The organism is Pseudomonas paraveronii, assembly GCF_963681955.1.
In the GTDB taxonomy this organism is placed as follows: Bacteria; Pseudomonadota; Gammaproteobacteria; order Pseudomonadales; family Pseudomonadaceae; genus Aquipseudomonas; species Aquipseudomonas paraveronii.
Map to the genome: position 1 here is coordinate 4,402,782 of NZ_OY817130.1, position 14,690 is coordinate 4,417,471.

Below are 14,690 nucleotides of genomic sequence, written 5' to 3' on the forward strand. Positions count from 1 at the left end.
TGAGGCCAGTACAGCCACTACCAATCAAACCGCCAGCAAGCGCTCACGCAACTTACCGATCTCATCGCGCGTCTGCGCCGCCGCTTCGAATTCCAGATCCCGCGCCAACTGGTACATCTTCTCTTCCAACTGCCGGATACGCTTGGTGATCTCGCTCGGCGAACGCAGTTCGTTTTCGTACTTGGCACTTTCTTCGGCGGCCTTGGCCATGCCCTTGCGCTTCTTGCTGCGCGAGCCAGGCACGGTGGCGCCTTCCATGATGTCGGCGACGTCCTTGAACACGCCCTTGGGCGTGATGCCGTTTGCCAGGTTGAAGGCGATCTGTTTATCGCGACGGCGCTCAGTCTCGCCAATCGCCCGTTCCATGGAGCCGGTGATGCGATCGGCGTAGAGAATCGCCCGACCATTGAGGTTACGCGCCGCACGGCCAATGGTCTGGATCAGCGAGCGTTCGGAGCGCAGGAAGCCCTCCTTGTCCGCGTCGAGGATCGCCACCAGCGAGACTTCCGGCATGTCCAGGCCTTCGCGCAGCAGGTTGATCCCCACCAGCACATCAAAGGTGCCCAGGCGCAGGTCGCGGATGATTTCCACGCGCTCCACGGTGTCGATGTCCGAGTGCAGGTAGCGCACGCGCACGCCGTGGTCGGCCAGGTAGTCGGTCAAGTCTTCGGACATGCGCTTGGTCAGCGTGGTGACCAGTACCCGCTCTTCCAGGGCCACGCGCTTGCCGATTTCCGAGAGCAGGTCGTCGACCTGGGTCAGCGCCGGGCGGATTTCGATTTGCGGATCGACCAGGCCGGTCGGGCGCACCAGTTGCTCGATCACGCGCCCCGCGTGCTCAGCCTCGTAGTTGCCGGGCGTCGCCGAGACGAAGATGGTCTGCGGGCTGATGCGTTCCCATTCGTCGAAGCGCATCGGCCGGTTGTCCAGCGCCGACGGCAGGCGGAAGCCGTATTCCACCAGGGTTTCCTTGCGCGAACGGTCGCCCTTATACATCGCGCCGACTTGCGGCACGCTGACGTGGGATTCGTCGATCACCAGCAGCGCGTCGTCCGGCAGGTAGTCGTAGAGCGTCGGCGGCGGCGCACCGGATTCACGGCCCGAGAGGTAGCGTGAGTAGTTTTCGATGCCGTTGCAGTAGCCCAGCTCCAGGATCATCTCCAGGTCGAAGCGGGTGCGTTGCTCCAGGCGCTGGGCTTCCACCAGCTTGTTGTTGGCGCGCAGGTATTCCAGGCGCTCGGCCAGCTCGACCTTGATGCCCTCGACGGCGCCCATCAGGGTTTCACGCGGCGTTACGTAGTGGCTTTTGGGGTAGAAGGTGAAACGCGGCAGTTTGCGGATCACTTCGCCGGTCAACGGGTCGAAGGCCGACAGGCTCTCGACTTCATCGTCGAACAGCTCGATGCGGATCGCTTCCAGGTCAGACTCCGCCGGGTAGATGTCGATCACATCGCCGCGCACACGGAAGGTGGCGCGGGCGAAGTCCATGTCGTTGCGCGTGTATTGCAAGCTCGTCAGCCGACGCAGCAGTTCGCGCTGGTCGAGTTTGTCGCCACGGTCAACGTGCAGCACCATCTTCAGATAGGTTTCCGGGCTGCCCAGGCCGTAGATGCACGACACCGTGGTGACGATGATCGCGTCCTTGCGTTCCAGCAGCGCCTTGGTCGCCGACAGACGCATCTGCTCGATGTGGTCGTTGATCGATGCGTCCTTCTCGATAAAGGTATCGGAGGACGGCACATAGGCTTCGGGCTGGTAGTAGTCGTAGTAGGAAACGAAGTACTCCACCGCGTTGTTCGGGAAGAACGCCTTGAACTCGCCATACAACTGCGCGGCCAGGGTCTTGTTCGGTGCCAGTACCAGGGTCGGGCGGTTGATCTGCGCGATCACGTTGGCGATGCTGAATGTCTTGCCCGAACCGGTCACCCCGAGCAGCGTCTGGTGCGACAGGCCGGCTTCGATGCCTTCGACCATCTGGCGAATCGCTTCGGGTTGATCGCCGGCGGGTTCAAAGCGGGTGACGAGCTGGAAATCCGACATAACGTACCTCTTTCAAGTCACCCCCGGCTGCACTCCACCAAGGACGAAAAAAGCTCAGCGACCCGCGAATTCTCATCGCAGGTTGCAGGAAAAAACCATGATAGCTGTAGAAGTGGTGGCGAATGTGTCGGGTTTCAAGGCAATCGTCCGACCTGCCGTCTACGCTCAAGGCGGGATCAAGACTAACGGTCGGCAAATAAACCGAAAAAGTTGGCCGAAAAGCCGTTTCGGTTGTCGCCCTTGACCGTGATGGCCTCTATACTAGCTCCCCGTTTGTGCACCGCTCTAGTGCATTCGGCTGGAGCGCGACACGTCCCTCCTTTCCCCCAAAGAGCTGCCGCAAAAATGAGCCTGTTCTCCGCTGTCGAAATGGCACCACGCGATCCAATCCTGGGCCTCAACGAAGCATTCAACGCCGATACACGAACCACCAAGGTCAACCTTGGCGTGGGCGTTTACTGCAACGAAGAGGGGAAGATTCCGCTCTTGCGTGCCGTTGCCGAAGCGGAAGCCATTCGCGTGGCGCAACACGCCGCCCGTGGCTACCTGCCGATCGACGGCATCGTGGCCTACGACCAGGCCGTGCAAAAGCTGCTGTTTGGCGCTGACTCGCCGCTGCTGAGCGCTGGCCGCGTGATCACCGCACAAGCGGTCGGCGGCACCGGCGCACTGAAGATTGGCGCTGACTTCCTCAAGCAACTGCTGCCCAATGCCGTGGTTGCCATCAGCGACCCGAGCTGGGAAAACCACCAGGCGCTGTTCGAAAAAGCCGGCTTCCCGGTGCAGACCTACCGCTACTATGACGCCGCCACCCACGACGTGAACCGTGCCGGCCTGCTCGAAGACCTCAACGCCCTGCCGCCACAGTCCATCGTGGTGTTGCACGCCTGCTGCCACAACCCGACCGGCGTCGACCTGAGCCCGGCCGACTGGCAACAAGTGCTGGACGTGGTCAAGGCGAAAAACCTGGTGCCGTTCCTCGACATGGCCTACCAGGGGTTTGGCGACGGCATTCACGAAGACGCGGCTGCGGTGCGCTTGTTCGCGGAATCGGGCCTGACGTTCTTTGTATCGAGCTCGTTCTCCAAATCGTTCTCCCTGTACGGCGAACGTGTGGGCGCGCTGTCGATCGTCAGCGAATCCAAGGAAGAAAGTGCGCGCATCCTGTCCCAGGTCAAGCGTGTGATCCGCACCAACTACTCGAACCCGCCGACCCACGGCGCGGCAGTCGTGGCCGCGGTGCTGAACAACCCTGAGCTGCGTGCCCAGTGGGAAGCCGAGCTGGCCGAAATGCGCCTGCGCATCCGTGGTATGCGCGAGCAGATGGTCGCCGAACTGGCCAAGGCTGCGCCGGGCCACGACTTCAGCTTTGTCGGTCGCCAGCGTGGGATGTTCTCCTACTCCGGCCTGACCGTTGAGCAAGTCACCCGCCTGCGCACCGAGTTTGGGATCTACGCGCTGGATACCGGGCGTATCTGTGTAGCAGCGTTGAACCAGGCGAACATCGGTGCGGTAACAAAGGCGATTGTTCAGGTTCTATAAACCTGGCGGCGCTGTACGAAGGGAAGCTACGGCTTCCCTTTTTAATGCCTGTCAGAAAACGCCCTGCTCCCCTAGACTGAACCCCGACTGCCCCTTTGCTATGAGACCCCTATGAGAAACGACGACCTGGACCTGCATGCCGAGCGCGACGAGCTGGACCACTTCACCCCACGTGCGCCTCAAGCCAAGCGCCAGAAAAGCCTGGTATTGCAAGTAGCCCTCGGCGTATTCCTCGGCGGGTTGGCCCTGTGGCTGGTGCAATTGGGTGCGACAGCCATCATGGCCAAATTGGCGATGGGAACCCTGCAATTCGGCGGCTGATGAAGATTGAAAGGTGGGAGGGGGTAAGCCCCCTCCCACATTGGTTTTATGGGGTTGCCAGGGCGCGTTCCTCCAGCAACCGCACAAAACTGTTAAGGCTCTGCGACACCGTGCCCCGGCGCCAGATCAGCCAAGTGTGCAAGACGCGGAAACTGTCCGTCAGCGGCCACACACTCACCGTGGTAAACCCCGGCATGCTTTCCAACATGCTGCGCGGCATCAGCGCCAGGCCGGCCCCGGCACTGACGCAGGCAAGCATGCCGTGGTAAGACTCCATCTCAAAAATCCGCCCCGGCACCGCGCCGTCCTGTGAGAACCAGCGCTCGAAGTGGTGCCGGTACGAACAGTTGGAGCGAAAGGTATAGATGCTTTCCCCGTTCACATCCTGCCCGCGGGTGATCGGCGCGTGGTGCAACGGTGCAATCACCACCATCTCCTCCTCGAACACCGCCACGCCCTCCAGGGTGGCATGCAACACCGGCCCATCGACAAACGCTGCCGCCAGGCGCCCTGACAGCACGCCTTCGATCATCGTGCCGGACGGCCCGGTACTCAGGTCCAACTCGACCTTGGTGTGCTTCTGGTTATACGCCGCCAGTAACGCAGGAATGCGCACCGCTGCGGTGCTTTCCAGCGAACCAAGGGCAAACGCGCCCTGGGGCTCCTCCCCCGCCACCGTCGCGCGGGCTTCCTGCACCAAGTCGAGAATGCGCCGTGCATAGCCGAGAAAGTTCCACCCGGCCGGCGACAAGCGCAGGCGGCTCTTCTCGCGGATAAACAGCTCCACGCCAAGATCCTGCTCCAGTTGCTTGATGCGCGTGGTCAGGTTGGACGGCACCCGATGAATCAACTGGGCGGCGGCGCTGATGCTGCCTTGCTCGGCAACGGCCTTGAAGATTTCCAGCTGCACCAAGTCCAAATCATTCTCCAATCGTGAACGTATTGCTTAATATTATTCACTTTCCAGAAAAGATATAGCCCCCTACGCTGATTCCAATCCAAACCTTCAGCAGGACGGTGCCATGCGCGCAATCAATCACCAGACCCACGCCCTCTCGATCAATCCCGCCACCGGCGAAACGCTCGGCAGTTACCCGTATGAAACCGAGACCCAACTGGACGCCGCCCTCACCCGTGCCACCGCCGCCTTCCGCACCTGGCGCCGTCAGCCGGTCAGCCTGCGCGCAGAGCGGTTGCTGGCCCTGGCCGGGGCCCTGCGTGAGCAAGCCGAAGAGATGGCGCAGATGATCACCCTGGAAATGGGCAAACCCATCGCCCAGGCCCGCGCCGAAATCGAGAAATGCGCGCAACTCAGCGAGTGGTACGCCGCCCACGGCCCCGCCATGCTGGCCCCGGAACCGACGCTGGTGGACAACGGCACCGCGCATATCGAATACCGCCCGCTGGGTCCGATCCTCGCCGTGATGCCGTGGAACTTCCCGGTGTGGCAAGTCCTGCGCGGCGCCGTGCCGACGCTGCTCGCCGGCAACACCTACGTGCTCAAACACGCGCCGAACGTAATGGGCAGCGCCTACCTGATGAAAGCCGCGTTCCACAAAGCCGGCTTTGCGCAAGGCCTGTTCGAAGTGCTCAACGTGACCCAGGACGGCGTGTCCAAAGCCATCGCCGACCCGCGCATCGCCGCCGTCACTCTCACCGGCAGCGTGCGCGCCGGCATAGCCATCGGCGCTCAGGCCGGTGCCGCGCTGAAGAAATGCGTGCTCGAACTGGGCGGCTGCGACCCGTTCATCGTACTCAACGACGCCGACCTCGACGCCGCCGTCCAGGCTGCCGTGCTCGGCCGTTTCCAGAACAGCGGCCAAGTCTGCGCCGCCGCCAAACGTCTGATCATCGAGGCCGGCGTGGTGGACGCGTTCACCGCCAAGTTCGTCGAAGCCAGCCGCCAACTGGTGATGGGCGACCCGACCTCGACCAGCACCTACGTCGGCCCGATGGCCCGCTTCGACCTGCGCGACGAACTGCACAGCCAGGTGCAGGCCACCCTGGCAGAAGGCGCGACCCTGCTGCTGGGCGGTAACAAAGTGCCCGGCGCCGGCAACTACTACGCTCCGACCGTACTGGCCGACGTCACCGACCAGATGACCTCGTTCAAACAGGAGCTGTTCGGCCCCGTCGCCTCCATCATCAGCGCCCGCGACGCTGACCACGCTGTGGCCCTGGCCAACGACAGCGAGTTTGGCCTGACCGCGAGCATCTTCACCCGCGACTCGGCGAAAGCGCGCGAGATCGCCGACCAGCTCGAAACCGGCGGGATCTTCGTCAACGCCTTCAGCGTGTCCGACCCTCGGGTGGCGTTTGGCGGCGTGAAAAAAAGCGGCTTTGGCCGCGAGTTGTCGCACTTTGGCGTGCGGGAATTCTGCAATGCGCAGACGGTATGGCTGGATCGCAAGTAAGCCAAAGCAACCCCTGTGGCCAGGGAGCGTGATCCCACTGGGCTGCGCAACAGGCTCAACAGCGAATATGCCGCCGCACGCACTGCACCAGCCCGTCCAGCGCCTGTGACTTCACCGGTGCGAGCACACAGACCGTGTGCTCGCGCTCACCTTCCGTCACGGTCAAGGTGTAATGCACCTGGCCTGGATTACCGGGTTCCGGCGCGGTGCTTTGCGGCAACTGAAAGAAGTGCGAAGCCTCGATCAGTTGCCGCAACTCTTGCTGGTCCGGCTCGGGCAGCTTCTCCAGTTCCACGGTGTTCGGTCGGGCCAGGCCCGGAAAAAACGCCGGACCACCGATTTCCTTGATCGAAATTTGCATGGCTGCTCCTCACCGCCCAGGGGGGTTGTCAGACGTTAATGCCCACGGCTTTCCAGCCTTCCTTCACCGCCTTGTGCTCAGCCTTGTCAGCACCGTACAGCCGACCGGCGATGTCGTAGGTGATGCGCGCGAAACGCAGAAACCCCGAATTCGGCCGCAACCGCGCATCGCGCAGCGCGTCATACCAGATACGCCCGGCACGCTCCCAGGCAAACCCGCCGATCTTCGTGGCCACCTGATAGAACGCATGGTTGGGAATGCCGGAATTGATATGCACCCCGCCGTTGTCCTCATAGGTCTGCACGAAATCGTCCATATGCCCCGGCTGAGGGTCCTTGCCCAGCAGCTTGTCATCAAACGCGGTGCCTGGCGCTTTCATCGAGCGCAACGCAGTGCCTTTGATTTTCTTGGTAAACAACCCCTTGCCGATCAACCAATCCGCATCTTGCGCCTTTTGCTGCAGCGCGTACTGCTTGATCAGTGAACCGAACACGTCAGACAGCGACTCGTTCAACGCACCGGATTGATTGAAATACATCAGCTTGGCCTCATCCTCGGTCACACCGTGGGCCAACTCATGGCCAATGACATCAAGGGCTATCGTGAACCGATTGAATAGCTGCTGGTCGCCATCACCAAACACCATCTGGCTCGAGTTCCAGAACGCATTGTTGTAGCTCTGGCCAAAATGAACCGTCGCGTCCAGTGCCATACCGGCGTCGTCAATGGAATTGCGGTCGAAGACCTGATCAAAAAAATCGAACGTGGCGCCCAACCCGTCATAGGCCTCGTCCACCGCGACATCACCACTGGCGGGCTGCCCTTCGCCACGGATCAGCTTGCCCGGCAGGCTATCGGCGCCCTCGGCGCTGTAGATCGAACGCCGTTTGTCGGCGCCCATGGCCAGGGCCATATGGGCGGCCCCTTTGGCGGGCACGGCAACCATGCGTAACGAGCGGAACGTGCTGTCTTTGGCACGGGTCCGTAACGCGACGTCCCGTTGCGCTTTATCGCCATTGCGGGCGATCTGGTCGAGCATGTACGGCGGGATCAGGCAGAAAATCGGATTACGATGCTGGCGAACACACATTGGCTGGCTCCATTTTGGCGAGTGGTGAACGTCCGGGTAACCGTTCAAGGATAGTCCTGCTGCGACGGCTTGGCCCAAATTGTCATGAAGCTATGCTGCAGTAGTGTTTATCCAAGGACTGCGAGGAACTTACGATGCCCCCACGCACCGCCAAAATCGCCCTTTCGCACCGCCCCCGGCTCGCCGATCTGCGCCCGTTGATCGCGGCCAGCCCCAGTCTCATGGAGGCCAGGACGGCGACTGCGCGTGTCACCGCGGCCAAGGACCTGCAGGACCGGGGCGGCTACGCTGAAGCGTTTCTCGACCGCTTCGTGGTGCCATGGCCCACGGTGGATGAGGCTCTGGCGGCTGACGTACAACCGCTGCGCCTGGACTACACGCATTTCTCAGTGACCATGTCGCGCTCAAGGCGACTGGCGCTCTACGTGGGCGCCAATATCGATGGCGGACAGCATGTGGATATCATCCGCGCCAACGACGCCTGGGCCTATGACGGCCGCCTGCCCATCAGCGCACAGGTGGGCGACGCGCTCTACACCAACAATGGCCTGGACCGCGGTCACCTGGTACGCCGACAAGACCCCAACTGGGGCGACGCGGCCAACACGGCCAATGCCGATACCTTCCACTTCACCAACTGCTCACCGCAGATGAGCGGCTTCAACCAGAAGACCTGGCTGGAACTCGAGGACTACATTCTCGATAACACTCAACGCTGGAAAGCCCGAGCCACGGTGTTTACCGGCCCGGTGTTGGCGGATGACGACCGTGTCTACCGAGGCGTTAAAATCCCCAAAGCATTCTGGAAAGTGGTCGCCTACCTCGGCGACGACGGCAAGCCTTCCGCCAGCGCCTACATGATCGACCAAAGCCGTGAACTGGGTCAGCTCGACCTCATGTTCGGGCAGCTCAGGACCTACCAGCGCAGCGTGATTCAGATCGAACGATTGACCGGTATTCGCTTCGGCAACCTGGCCGACTACGACGGTTTCAGCAATGAAGAGCGCGCCACGGGGACGCGAATTGAAGCGCTGATCCAGGGCCCTGAAGATATTCGTCTTTGAGCGGGCGACCTAAAGCTATATCGCCTCGCCGTGATCGACTACCATACCGCGCCGGTTCCCAAACGGGACTAATAGGGAATCCGAAGCGCGGTACATCGCGTCAATCGGAACTGCCCCCGCAACTGTAGATGCCGAGCCCGCTCCCCCACTGCCACTGGACCCCGTCCGGGAAGGCCGGAGCGTGGCGACGACGCATCAGTCAGGAGACCTGCCGGCCCAGCAAAATCACTCACCGGCGGGGTGTCCGGGAAGGACATCCTTGCCTGCCTCACCCGCAGCGGTCGAGGGCGTGTTTCCGAACCGTACATCCCCAGTTCCAGGTACGGCTTCAAGGAGATTGCCCCATGCTGCCACGCGTTATCGCCCTGCTCACCGGGCTGGGCTTGTGTGCCCTGGCCCAAGCCAACCCCACTCAGTACCCGCTGACGGTGGAGAACTGCGGCAGCAGCCTGACCTTCGCGCAAGCGCCCGCCCGCAGCGTGACCATCGGCCAGGCTGCTACCGAAATGCTCTATGCCCTCGGCGTGGGCGATAAAGTGGTTGGCACGTCGCTGTGGTTCAACAACGTGTTGCCGCAGTTCAAGGCGCTGAACGACAGCATCGAACGCCTGGCCAATAACGAACCGAGTTTCGAGTCGGTGATCGCCAAGCGCCCGCAACTGGTGGCGGCCGAGCTGGAATGGGTGGTCGGCCCGCAAGGCGTGGTGGGCACCCGCGAGCAGTTTCATGAGTTGAAGATCGCCACCTACCTGTTGCCCTCCGACTGCGAAGGCAAGGACAACCGGGTGGGCGCCGACGGCACGCGGCTGGAGCCATTCCGTGTCGACACGATCTACAAGAGCATCCGCCAACTGGCCGAGATTTTCGACGTGCAGGATCGCGGCCAGCAACTCAACGATGAACTCAAGGCGCGCCTGGCCAAGTCCGTCGCCACGGTGCAAAGCAAGGGGCTCAAGCAGGCCAGCGCGCTGGTGTGGTTCTCCAGCGCCGAGATGGCCAGCGATCCCTACGTGGCCGGTCACAAGGGTGTCCCCGAATTCATGCTGCAGACCCTCGGCCTGCATAACGTGGTGCAGTCCGATGAGGAATGGCCCGCCGTCGGCTGGGAAACCATCGCCAAGGCCAACCCCACCGTGCTGGTGATTGCGCGCATGGACCGCCGCCGCTACCCGGCTGACGATCACGAACAGAAGCTCGCCTTCCTGCGCAGCGACCCGGTGACGCGCAACATGGACGCGGTGAAACACAACCGCATCATCATCCTCGACGCGATGGCGCTGCAGGCCAGCGTGCGCACCTTCGATGGCCTTGAACAACTGGCGACGGCCATCGACGGCTACGATCTGCCGAAATGAGCGCCAGCCTGATACGAACCGTGCTTGCCCTGGCGTTGCTGCTGATCGCCGTGCTCGCCGGCGTAGCCATCGGCGAAACCGCCATCACGCCACACGTGGTGCTCCAAGTGCTGGCCAACAAACTGTGGGCGGCCGGCTACGTGCTGGACCCGATCGATGAAGGCGTGGTGTGGAACTACCGCCTGACCCGCACCCTGGTCGCCGCTGCGTGCGGGGCGGGGCTGGCCACCTGCGGGGTGATTTTGCAGTCGTTGTTGCGCAACCCCCTGGCCGATCCGTACCTGCTGGGTATCAGCGCCGGTGCTTCGACCGGCGCAGTCCTGGTGGTGCTGATGGGCGTCGGCGGTGGTTTGGTTTCACTGTCGGTCGGCGCGTTCGGCGGGGCGATGGCGGCGTTTGCGCTGGTGGTATTGCTCGCACGGGCCAGCGGTTCGTCCAGCGGCACCGGGCAGATCATCCTCGCGGGCATCGCCGGCTCGCAGCTGTTCAATGCGCTCACTGCGTTCCTGATCACCAAATCGGCCAGTTCCGAACAGGCACGCGGCATTTTGTTCTGGCTGCTGGGCAACCTCAGCGGCGTGCGTTGGCCGTCGGTGTGGCTGGCGGTGCCGGTGGCGGTCGCCGGGTTGGCGGTGTGCCTGTGGCATCGCCGTGCGCTGGACGCGTTCACCTTCGGCAGCGACTCGGCGGCCGCCCTTGGTATCCCAGTGCGCCGGGTGCAGTTTGTGCTGGTGGGCTGCGCGGCATTGGTCACGGCGGTGATGGTGTCGATTGTCGGCTCTATCGGGTTTGTCGGGCTGGTAATCCCCCATGCCGTGCGTCTGCTGCTCGGCACCGGGCACTCGCGCCTGTTGCCGGCCAGCGCGTTGGGTGGCGCGCTATTTTTGATCGCGGCTGATGTGCTGTCGCGCACCTTGATCAAGGGCCAGGTGATCCCGGTCGGCGTGGTCACAGCACTGGTCGGTGCGCCGGTGTTTGCGCTGATTCTGATCAGCCGGAGAAACGCTCGATGAATGCGCCTGTGTTGAGCTGCAGCGGGTTGGGCTTCAAGGTACGCGACGCCGAGTTGCTGCGGGATATCCACCTGGAGGTGGCGTCAGGCGAAACCCTCGGGATTGTCGGACCGAACGGCTCCGGTAAATCCACCTTGCTCAAGCTGTTGGCCGGTTTGCGTACACCGGCCCATGGCGAAGTACGCCTTGGGGGCGAGCGTCTGGTCGAACTGTCCCGCCGCACCATCGCACAACGCCTGGCGGTGGTGGAACAACAGGCGGACACCGACGATGCCATTCGCGTGTTCGACGCTGTCGCATTGGGCCGCACCCCGTGGCTGTCGGCGCTGAGCCCGTGGTCCGAGGCAGACGAGTGCATCGTGCGCCAGGCGCTGCACGACGTGGACGCCACCCACTTGAGCAACCGCGCCTGGCGCAGCCTCTCCGGCGGTGAACGCCAACGCGTACACATCGCCCGGGCCTTGGCGCAACGGCCGCAGATTCTGTTGTTGGATGAGCCGACCAATCACCTGGACATCCAGCATCAACTGGCGATTTTGAAGGGGGTGCAGGCGTTGCCCGTCACTACCTTGATCGCCTTGCACGATCTCAACCAGGCGCTGACCTGTGATCGCCTGGCCGTGCTGGAGCGCGGGCGCTTGGTGGCGCTGGGCAAGCCACTGGAAGTGCTGACACCGCAACGGCTGCAGGACACGTTCGGGGTGCAGGCGCACTATCTGACGGACCCGTTTGATGGGGCGCAGATTCTGCGGCTGCGCTGTTAAAAACAACGCCGTTCAAATGTTGGACTGTCGAGCCCGGCGACGCGGCGATGGGATCACCGCGCTCGCCTCGCTAACCTTCGACAATCCTGAGCCAAGGCCACCGCGCCTGATAGCTGCGCGCCTTCTGCTCAAACAACCCCGGCTGCGGATTGATGGGGTTGATCCTGAGCAGGCCCTGCTCCATATCAGTCAAACCAAACGGCGCATACACCTCACCCGTCGCCACATCCAGCCCGATGCACGTCCCGGCCACCAGGTAACGATCAATCCCGTCGCGAGCCGAGCGCAACTGCGGATACGGCCTGCCAAACCGCTGGCCATACCATAGGTGAACGCGCGCCTGATTTTTTACCTCAATTTCAACGCCCAAATCCTCGAACAGCCGCTGCGCTGCGCGAATGACCGCGTCTTCAGCCGCCCAGGAAAGGTCCGGATCGAAGTAAAAAACGTCGTAGTCCTTCACCCCCTGATCAGCAGGCAGATTCGACTGATGATTCCAAACGGCCTGGAACAGACAGCCCGCCGTCAGCATGCACTGGCTCAAACCAAGGGTGGGCAGGCGGGCGGTGATCTCGGCGTTGATGGGGTTGGCCATGGCCAGCTTGAGAAAGGTTTCGACGGTCAATGTCATGTTCAATCCTTTGTGATGGTCGCCGGTCCTGGGCAGCCAACAGTACAACAACGCGGGTTACGCTTTCACGTAACGGCCCCTTCTTCACGTCATCAAAATTCGCTAAGGTGCCTCGACGCTCCGTTCCTCTATTACCCTCACCGAGACACCCACCTTGGCCCACTCCCCCACTGATCGTCCCGCCAGCGCCTGGTCGGTGTTTCTGATTTTTCTGCGCCTGGGGCTCACCTCCTTCGGCGGCCCCATTGCTCACCTGGGTTACTTTCGCGACGAATTCGTCACCCGGCGCCGCTGGCTGAGCGAGCGCAGCTATGGGGATTTGGTCGCACTGTGCCAATTTCTGCCCGGCCCGGCCAGCAGCCAGGTGGGCATCGCACTGGGCCTGTCGCGGGCCGGCTACGGTGGCGCGCTGGCGGCGTGGTTAGGGTTTACGCTGCCGTCCGCCGTTGTGCTGATCCTGTTCGCCTTGGGCATTGCCCAACACAGCACAGCCCTCCCGCCCGGCGCGCTGCATGGCCTTAAGGTGGTGGCCGTCGCCGTGGTCGCCCAAGCCGTGTGGGGCATGGCGCGCAACCTGTGTACCGACGCAGCGCGCATCACCTTGATGCTGCTCGCCGCCTGCGCGGCCCTGCTACAAACCTCGGCGTGGGGCCAGGTGGCAGTGATCGGCGCGGCGGCGGTGGCTGGCCTGCTGCTGTTCAAGCCCACGCCGCCCGCTGCGCACGATGCGTTGCCCGTGACGCTCAGCCGCCGTGCCGGGGCGATGTGGTTATCGCTGTTTGTGCTGGTGCTGGCCGGCCTGCCGCTCCTGGTCCAATTGATCCCCAGCCAGAGCCTGGCGATGACCGACGCCTTCTACCGCAGCGGCTCGCTGGTATTCGGCGGCGGCCACGTGGTGCTGCCGCTGCTGCAGGCCGAAGTCGTACCCAACGGGTGGGTGAGCAACGACATATTCCTCGCCGGCTACGGCGCCGCCCAAGCCATGCCCGGCCCGCTGTTCACTTTCGCCGCCTTCCTCGGCGCCTCGATGACCCAACCCCCGAACGGCTGGCTCGGCGGCATGCTCTGCCTGCTGGCGATCTTCGCCCCGTCGTTTTTGCTGGTGATGGGTGCGCTGCCCTTCTGGGAAAGCCTGCGGCGCAGCCCGCGCACCCAGGCCGCCCTCGCAGGCGTGAACGCCGCAGTAGTTGGCCTGTTGCTGGCGGCGCTGTACCAGCCGGTGTGGACCAGTGCGATCTTTAGCGCAGGGGATTTCGGCCTGGCCCTGATCGGCCTGGTGGCGCTGATGGTATGGAAGCTGCCACCGTGGCTGGTGGTTGTAGGAAGTGGCGCGGCGGGATGGTTATTAAGTCTTACCGTGTAACCCGCGCGACCACCGCGCATTGCCGCTTGACCGGTCCGAAGACCTCTGCGGCTAGCAACTAACCCTTCAACTCACTCGCACGATTACTCGCCGCGTCGTCGTAAGCCACATACAACGACTCGGCGATTTGGCTTTTGATGGCCTTGGTGGACTCGAGCCCCAGGACAAAACCTTCAGCTTTTCCGCCGGCGCGGTTGAGTTCTTCGTGGGTGGAGGCGCCGGTGATGGCGTCGAGAAGCTTGGAGGCGTGAGGGCCTACGCCTTTGGGAAGGGAAATTTGGTCGATGGTCATTGCGGTACCTTTATGAAAAATGGACGGTAGCGCGTGGACCACTCCCGGGCTGGCATGGTAGACCTGTTTGGAAAGAAAGGGGCTGCTTTCGGCCCAAAACCGGGCATCAAGTGTCGACAGATTCAAGCTGGCGCACACCGAACGGAGACTCCGTAGCAGTCTGAGAATATTTTCCCGCAGACAAACAAAACCCCTGTCTGCGTAAGCAAACAGGGGTTCTGGAATTTAATCTTGACGATGACCTACTCTCACATGGGGAAACCCCACACTACCATCGGCGATGCATCGTTTCACTACTGAGTTCGGGATGGGATCAGGTGGTTCCAATGCTCTATGGTCGTCAAGAAATTCGGGTACTGAGTCGTGGCCAGCTGGCCTCGCTTCAGCAAATTGGGTATGTGATAGCTTTCGGTGTTTTGTAAGAGTCGAACTTTCGGTTC

The 14,690-nt window shown here is 62.5% G+C and carries 14 protein-coding genes, 1 rRNA gene and 1 riboswitch; of the genes, 8 read left to right on the plus strand and 7 right to left on the minus strand.

Translation table 11 applies throughout. The features are described 5' to 3' along the window. Positions 1-24 precede the first annotated feature (24 nt). Complete coding sequence (gene uvrB, locus U5A08_RS20255) at positions 25-2,040, minus strand: excinuclease ABC subunit UvrB (protein WP_253397549.1); 2,016 nt, start codon at positions 2,038-2,040, stop codon at positions 25-27. Positions 2,041-2,385: 345 nt separating this feature from the next. Between uvrB and U5A08_RS20260 the strand changes: the two genes are divergently transcribed. Next, positions 2,386-3,582, plus strand: coding sequence for an amino acid aminotransferase (locus U5A08_RS20260; protein ID WP_253397551.1), 1,197 nt, complete (start codon positions 2,386-2,388; stop codon positions 3,580-3,582). A 111-nt stretch (positions 3,583-3,693) separates the two neighbouring features. Beyond that, complete coding sequence (locus tag U5A08_RS20265; RefSeq protein ID WP_247403095.1) at positions 3,694-3,903, plus strand: hypothetical protein; 210 nt, start codon at positions 3,694-3,696, stop codon at positions 3,901-3,903. Positions 3,904-3,949: 46 nt separating this feature from the next. Here U5A08_RS20265 and ptrR read toward each other — a convergent pair whose 3' ends face one another. Further along, a complete protein-coding gene (ptrR, locus tag U5A08_RS20270; protein ID WP_253397553.1) occupies positions 3,950-4,822 on the minus strand; it encodes a putrescine utilization regulator PtrR in 873 nt (290 codons plus the stop codon). 103 nt (positions 4,823-4,925) lie between these two features. Here ptrR and U5A08_RS20275 point away from each other — a divergent pair, with 103 nt between their 5' ends. Beyond that, the gene (locus U5A08_RS20275) at positions 4,926-6,317 is read left to right on the plus strand and encodes an aldehyde dehydrogenase family protein (RefSeq protein ID WP_321848300.1); all 1,392 of its coding nucleotides are present in this window, start codon (positions 4,926-4,928) and stop codon (positions 6,315-6,317) included. Positions 6,318-6,372: 55 nt separating this feature from the next. Here the strand turns inward: U5A08_RS20275 and U5A08_RS20280 are convergent, their stop codons facing one another. Together U5A08_RS20280 and U5A08_RS20285 are read right to left on the minus strand one after the other, a co-directional pair. Beyond that, on the minus strand, positions 6,373-6,678 hold the full coding sequence (locus U5A08_RS20280) for a protealysin inhibitor emfourin (RefSeq protein ID WP_247406412.1): 306 nt from the start codon (positions 6,676-6,678) through the stop codon (positions 6,373-6,375). Between the two features lie 28 nt (positions 6,679-6,706). Continuing rightward, positions 6,707-7,768 carry a M4 family metallopeptidase gene (locus U5A08_RS20285; RefSeq protein WP_253397558.1) on the minus strand — a complete coding sequence of 354 codons (1,062 nt, stop codon included), beginning with the start codon at positions 7,766-7,768 and terminating at the stop codon, positions 6,707-6,709. Positions 7,769-7,902: 134 nt separating this feature from the next. On the opposite strand from U5A08_RS20285, the gene U5A08_RS20290 reads away from it, so the two are divergent. The 4 genes from U5A08_RS20290 to U5A08_RS20305 all read left to right on the plus strand — a co-directional run bounded on the left by U5A08_RS20290 (position 7,903) and on the right by U5A08_RS20305 (position 11,964). Continuing rightward, complete coding sequence (locus U5A08_RS20290) at positions 7,903-8,832, plus strand: DNA/RNA non-specific endonuclease (RefSeq protein ID WP_321848304.1); 930 nt, start codon at positions 7,903-7,905, stop codon at positions 8,830-8,832. A 35-nt stretch (positions 8,833-8,867) separates the two neighbouring features. Beyond that, positions 8,868-9,062: riboswitch (cobalamin riboswitch) on the plus strand. A gap of 114 nt (positions 9,063-9,176) precedes the next feature. Then, positions 9,177-10,187 carry an ABC transporter substrate-binding protein gene (locus U5A08_RS20295; protein ID WP_321848306.1) on the plus strand — a complete coding sequence of 337 codons (1,011 nt, stop codon included), beginning with the start codon at positions 9,177-9,179 and terminating at the stop codon, positions 10,185-10,187. An 8-nt stretch (positions 10,188-10,195) separates the two neighbouring features. Beyond that, positions 10,196-11,200, plus strand: coding sequence for a FecCD family ABC transporter permease (locus U5A08_RS20300; RefSeq protein WP_321852261.1), 1,005 nt, complete (start codon positions 10,196-10,198; stop codon positions 11,198-11,200). Further along, the gene (locus U5A08_RS20305) at positions 11,197-11,964 is read left to right on the plus strand and encodes an ABC transporter ATP-binding protein (RefSeq protein WP_321848307.1); all 768 of its coding nucleotides are present in this window, start codon (positions 11,197-11,199) and stop codon (positions 11,962-11,964) included. The genes U5A08_RS20300 and U5A08_RS20305 overlap by 4 nt, the downstream gene beginning before the upstream one ends. Positions 11,965-12,034: 70 nt before the next feature. On the opposite strand, the gene U5A08_RS20310 is transcribed toward U5A08_RS20305, so the two are convergent. After that, positions 12,035-12,595: a nucleotidyltransferase family protein gene (locus U5A08_RS20310; protein WP_321848308.1), complete on the minus strand. Its 561-nt coding sequence runs from the start codon at positions 12,593-12,595 to the stop codon at positions 12,035-12,037. Positions 12,596-12,749: 154 nt separating this feature from the next. Between U5A08_RS20310 and chrA the strand changes: the two genes are divergently transcribed. Beyond that, positions 12,750-13,958 (plus strand): chromate efflux transporter, encoded by a 1,209-nt coding sequence (gene chrA, locus U5A08_RS20315; protein ID WP_321848310.1) that lies wholly within the window; start codon positions 12,750-12,752, stop codon positions 13,956-13,958. A 58-nt stretch (positions 13,959-14,016) separates the two neighbouring features. On the opposite strand, the gene U5A08_RS20320 is transcribed toward chrA, so the two are convergent. Then, positions 14,017-14,250, minus strand: a complete 234-nt coding sequence (locus U5A08_RS20320) for a hypothetical protein (protein WP_017847731.1) — start codon at positions 14,248-14,250, stop codon at positions 14,017-14,019. 229 nt (positions 14,251-14,479) lie between these two features. Then, positions 14,480-14,595, minus strand: a 5S ribosomal RNA gene (rrf, locus tag U5A08_RS20325). Positions 14,596-14,690 lie beyond the last annotated feature (95 nt).

Coding starts and splice junctions, on each gene's coding strand:
- U5A08_RS20275 (WP_321848300.1), top strand. CDS start 4,926: ATGCGCGCAATCAATCACCAGACCCACGCCCTCTCGATCAATCCCGCC.
- U5A08_RS20285 (WP_253397558.1), bottom strand. CDS start 7,768: ATGTGTGTTCGCCAGCATCGTAATCCGATTTTCTGCCTGATCCCGCCG.
- U5A08_RS20320 (WP_017847731.1), bottom strand. CDS start 14,250: ATGACCATCGACCAAATTTCCCTTCCCAAAGGCGTAGGCCCTCACGCC.
- U5A08_RS20305 (WP_321848307.1), top strand. CDS start 11,197: ATGAATGCGCCTGTGTTGAGCTGCAGCGGGTTGGGCTTCAAGGTACGC.
- U5A08_RS20280 (WP_247406412.1), bottom strand. CDS start 6,678: ATGCAAATTTCGATCAAGGAAATCGGTGGTCCGGCGTTTTTTCCGGGC.
- U5A08_RS20260 (WP_253397551.1), top strand. CDS start 2,386: ATGAGCCTGTTCTCCGCTGTCGAAATGGCACCACGCGATCCAATCCTG.
- uvrB (WP_253397549.1), bottom strand. CDS start 2,040: ATGTCGGATTTCCAGCTCGTCACCCGCTTTGAACCCGCCGGCGATCAA.
- U5A08_RS20295 (WP_321848306.1), top strand. CDS start 9,177: ATGCTGCCACGCGTTATCGCCCTGCTCACCGGGCTGGGCTTGTGTGCC.
- U5A08_RS20265 (WP_247403095.1), top strand. CDS start 3,694: ATGAGAAACGACGACCTGGACCTGCATGCCGAGCGCGACGAGCTGGAC.
- U5A08_RS20290 (WP_321848304.1), top strand. CDS start 7,903: ATGCCCCCACGCACCGCCAAAATCGCCCTTTCGCACCGCCCCCGGCTC.
- U5A08_RS20310 (WP_321848308.1), bottom strand. CDS start 12,595: ATGACATTGACCGTCGAAACCTTTCTCAAGCTGGCCATGGCCAACCCC.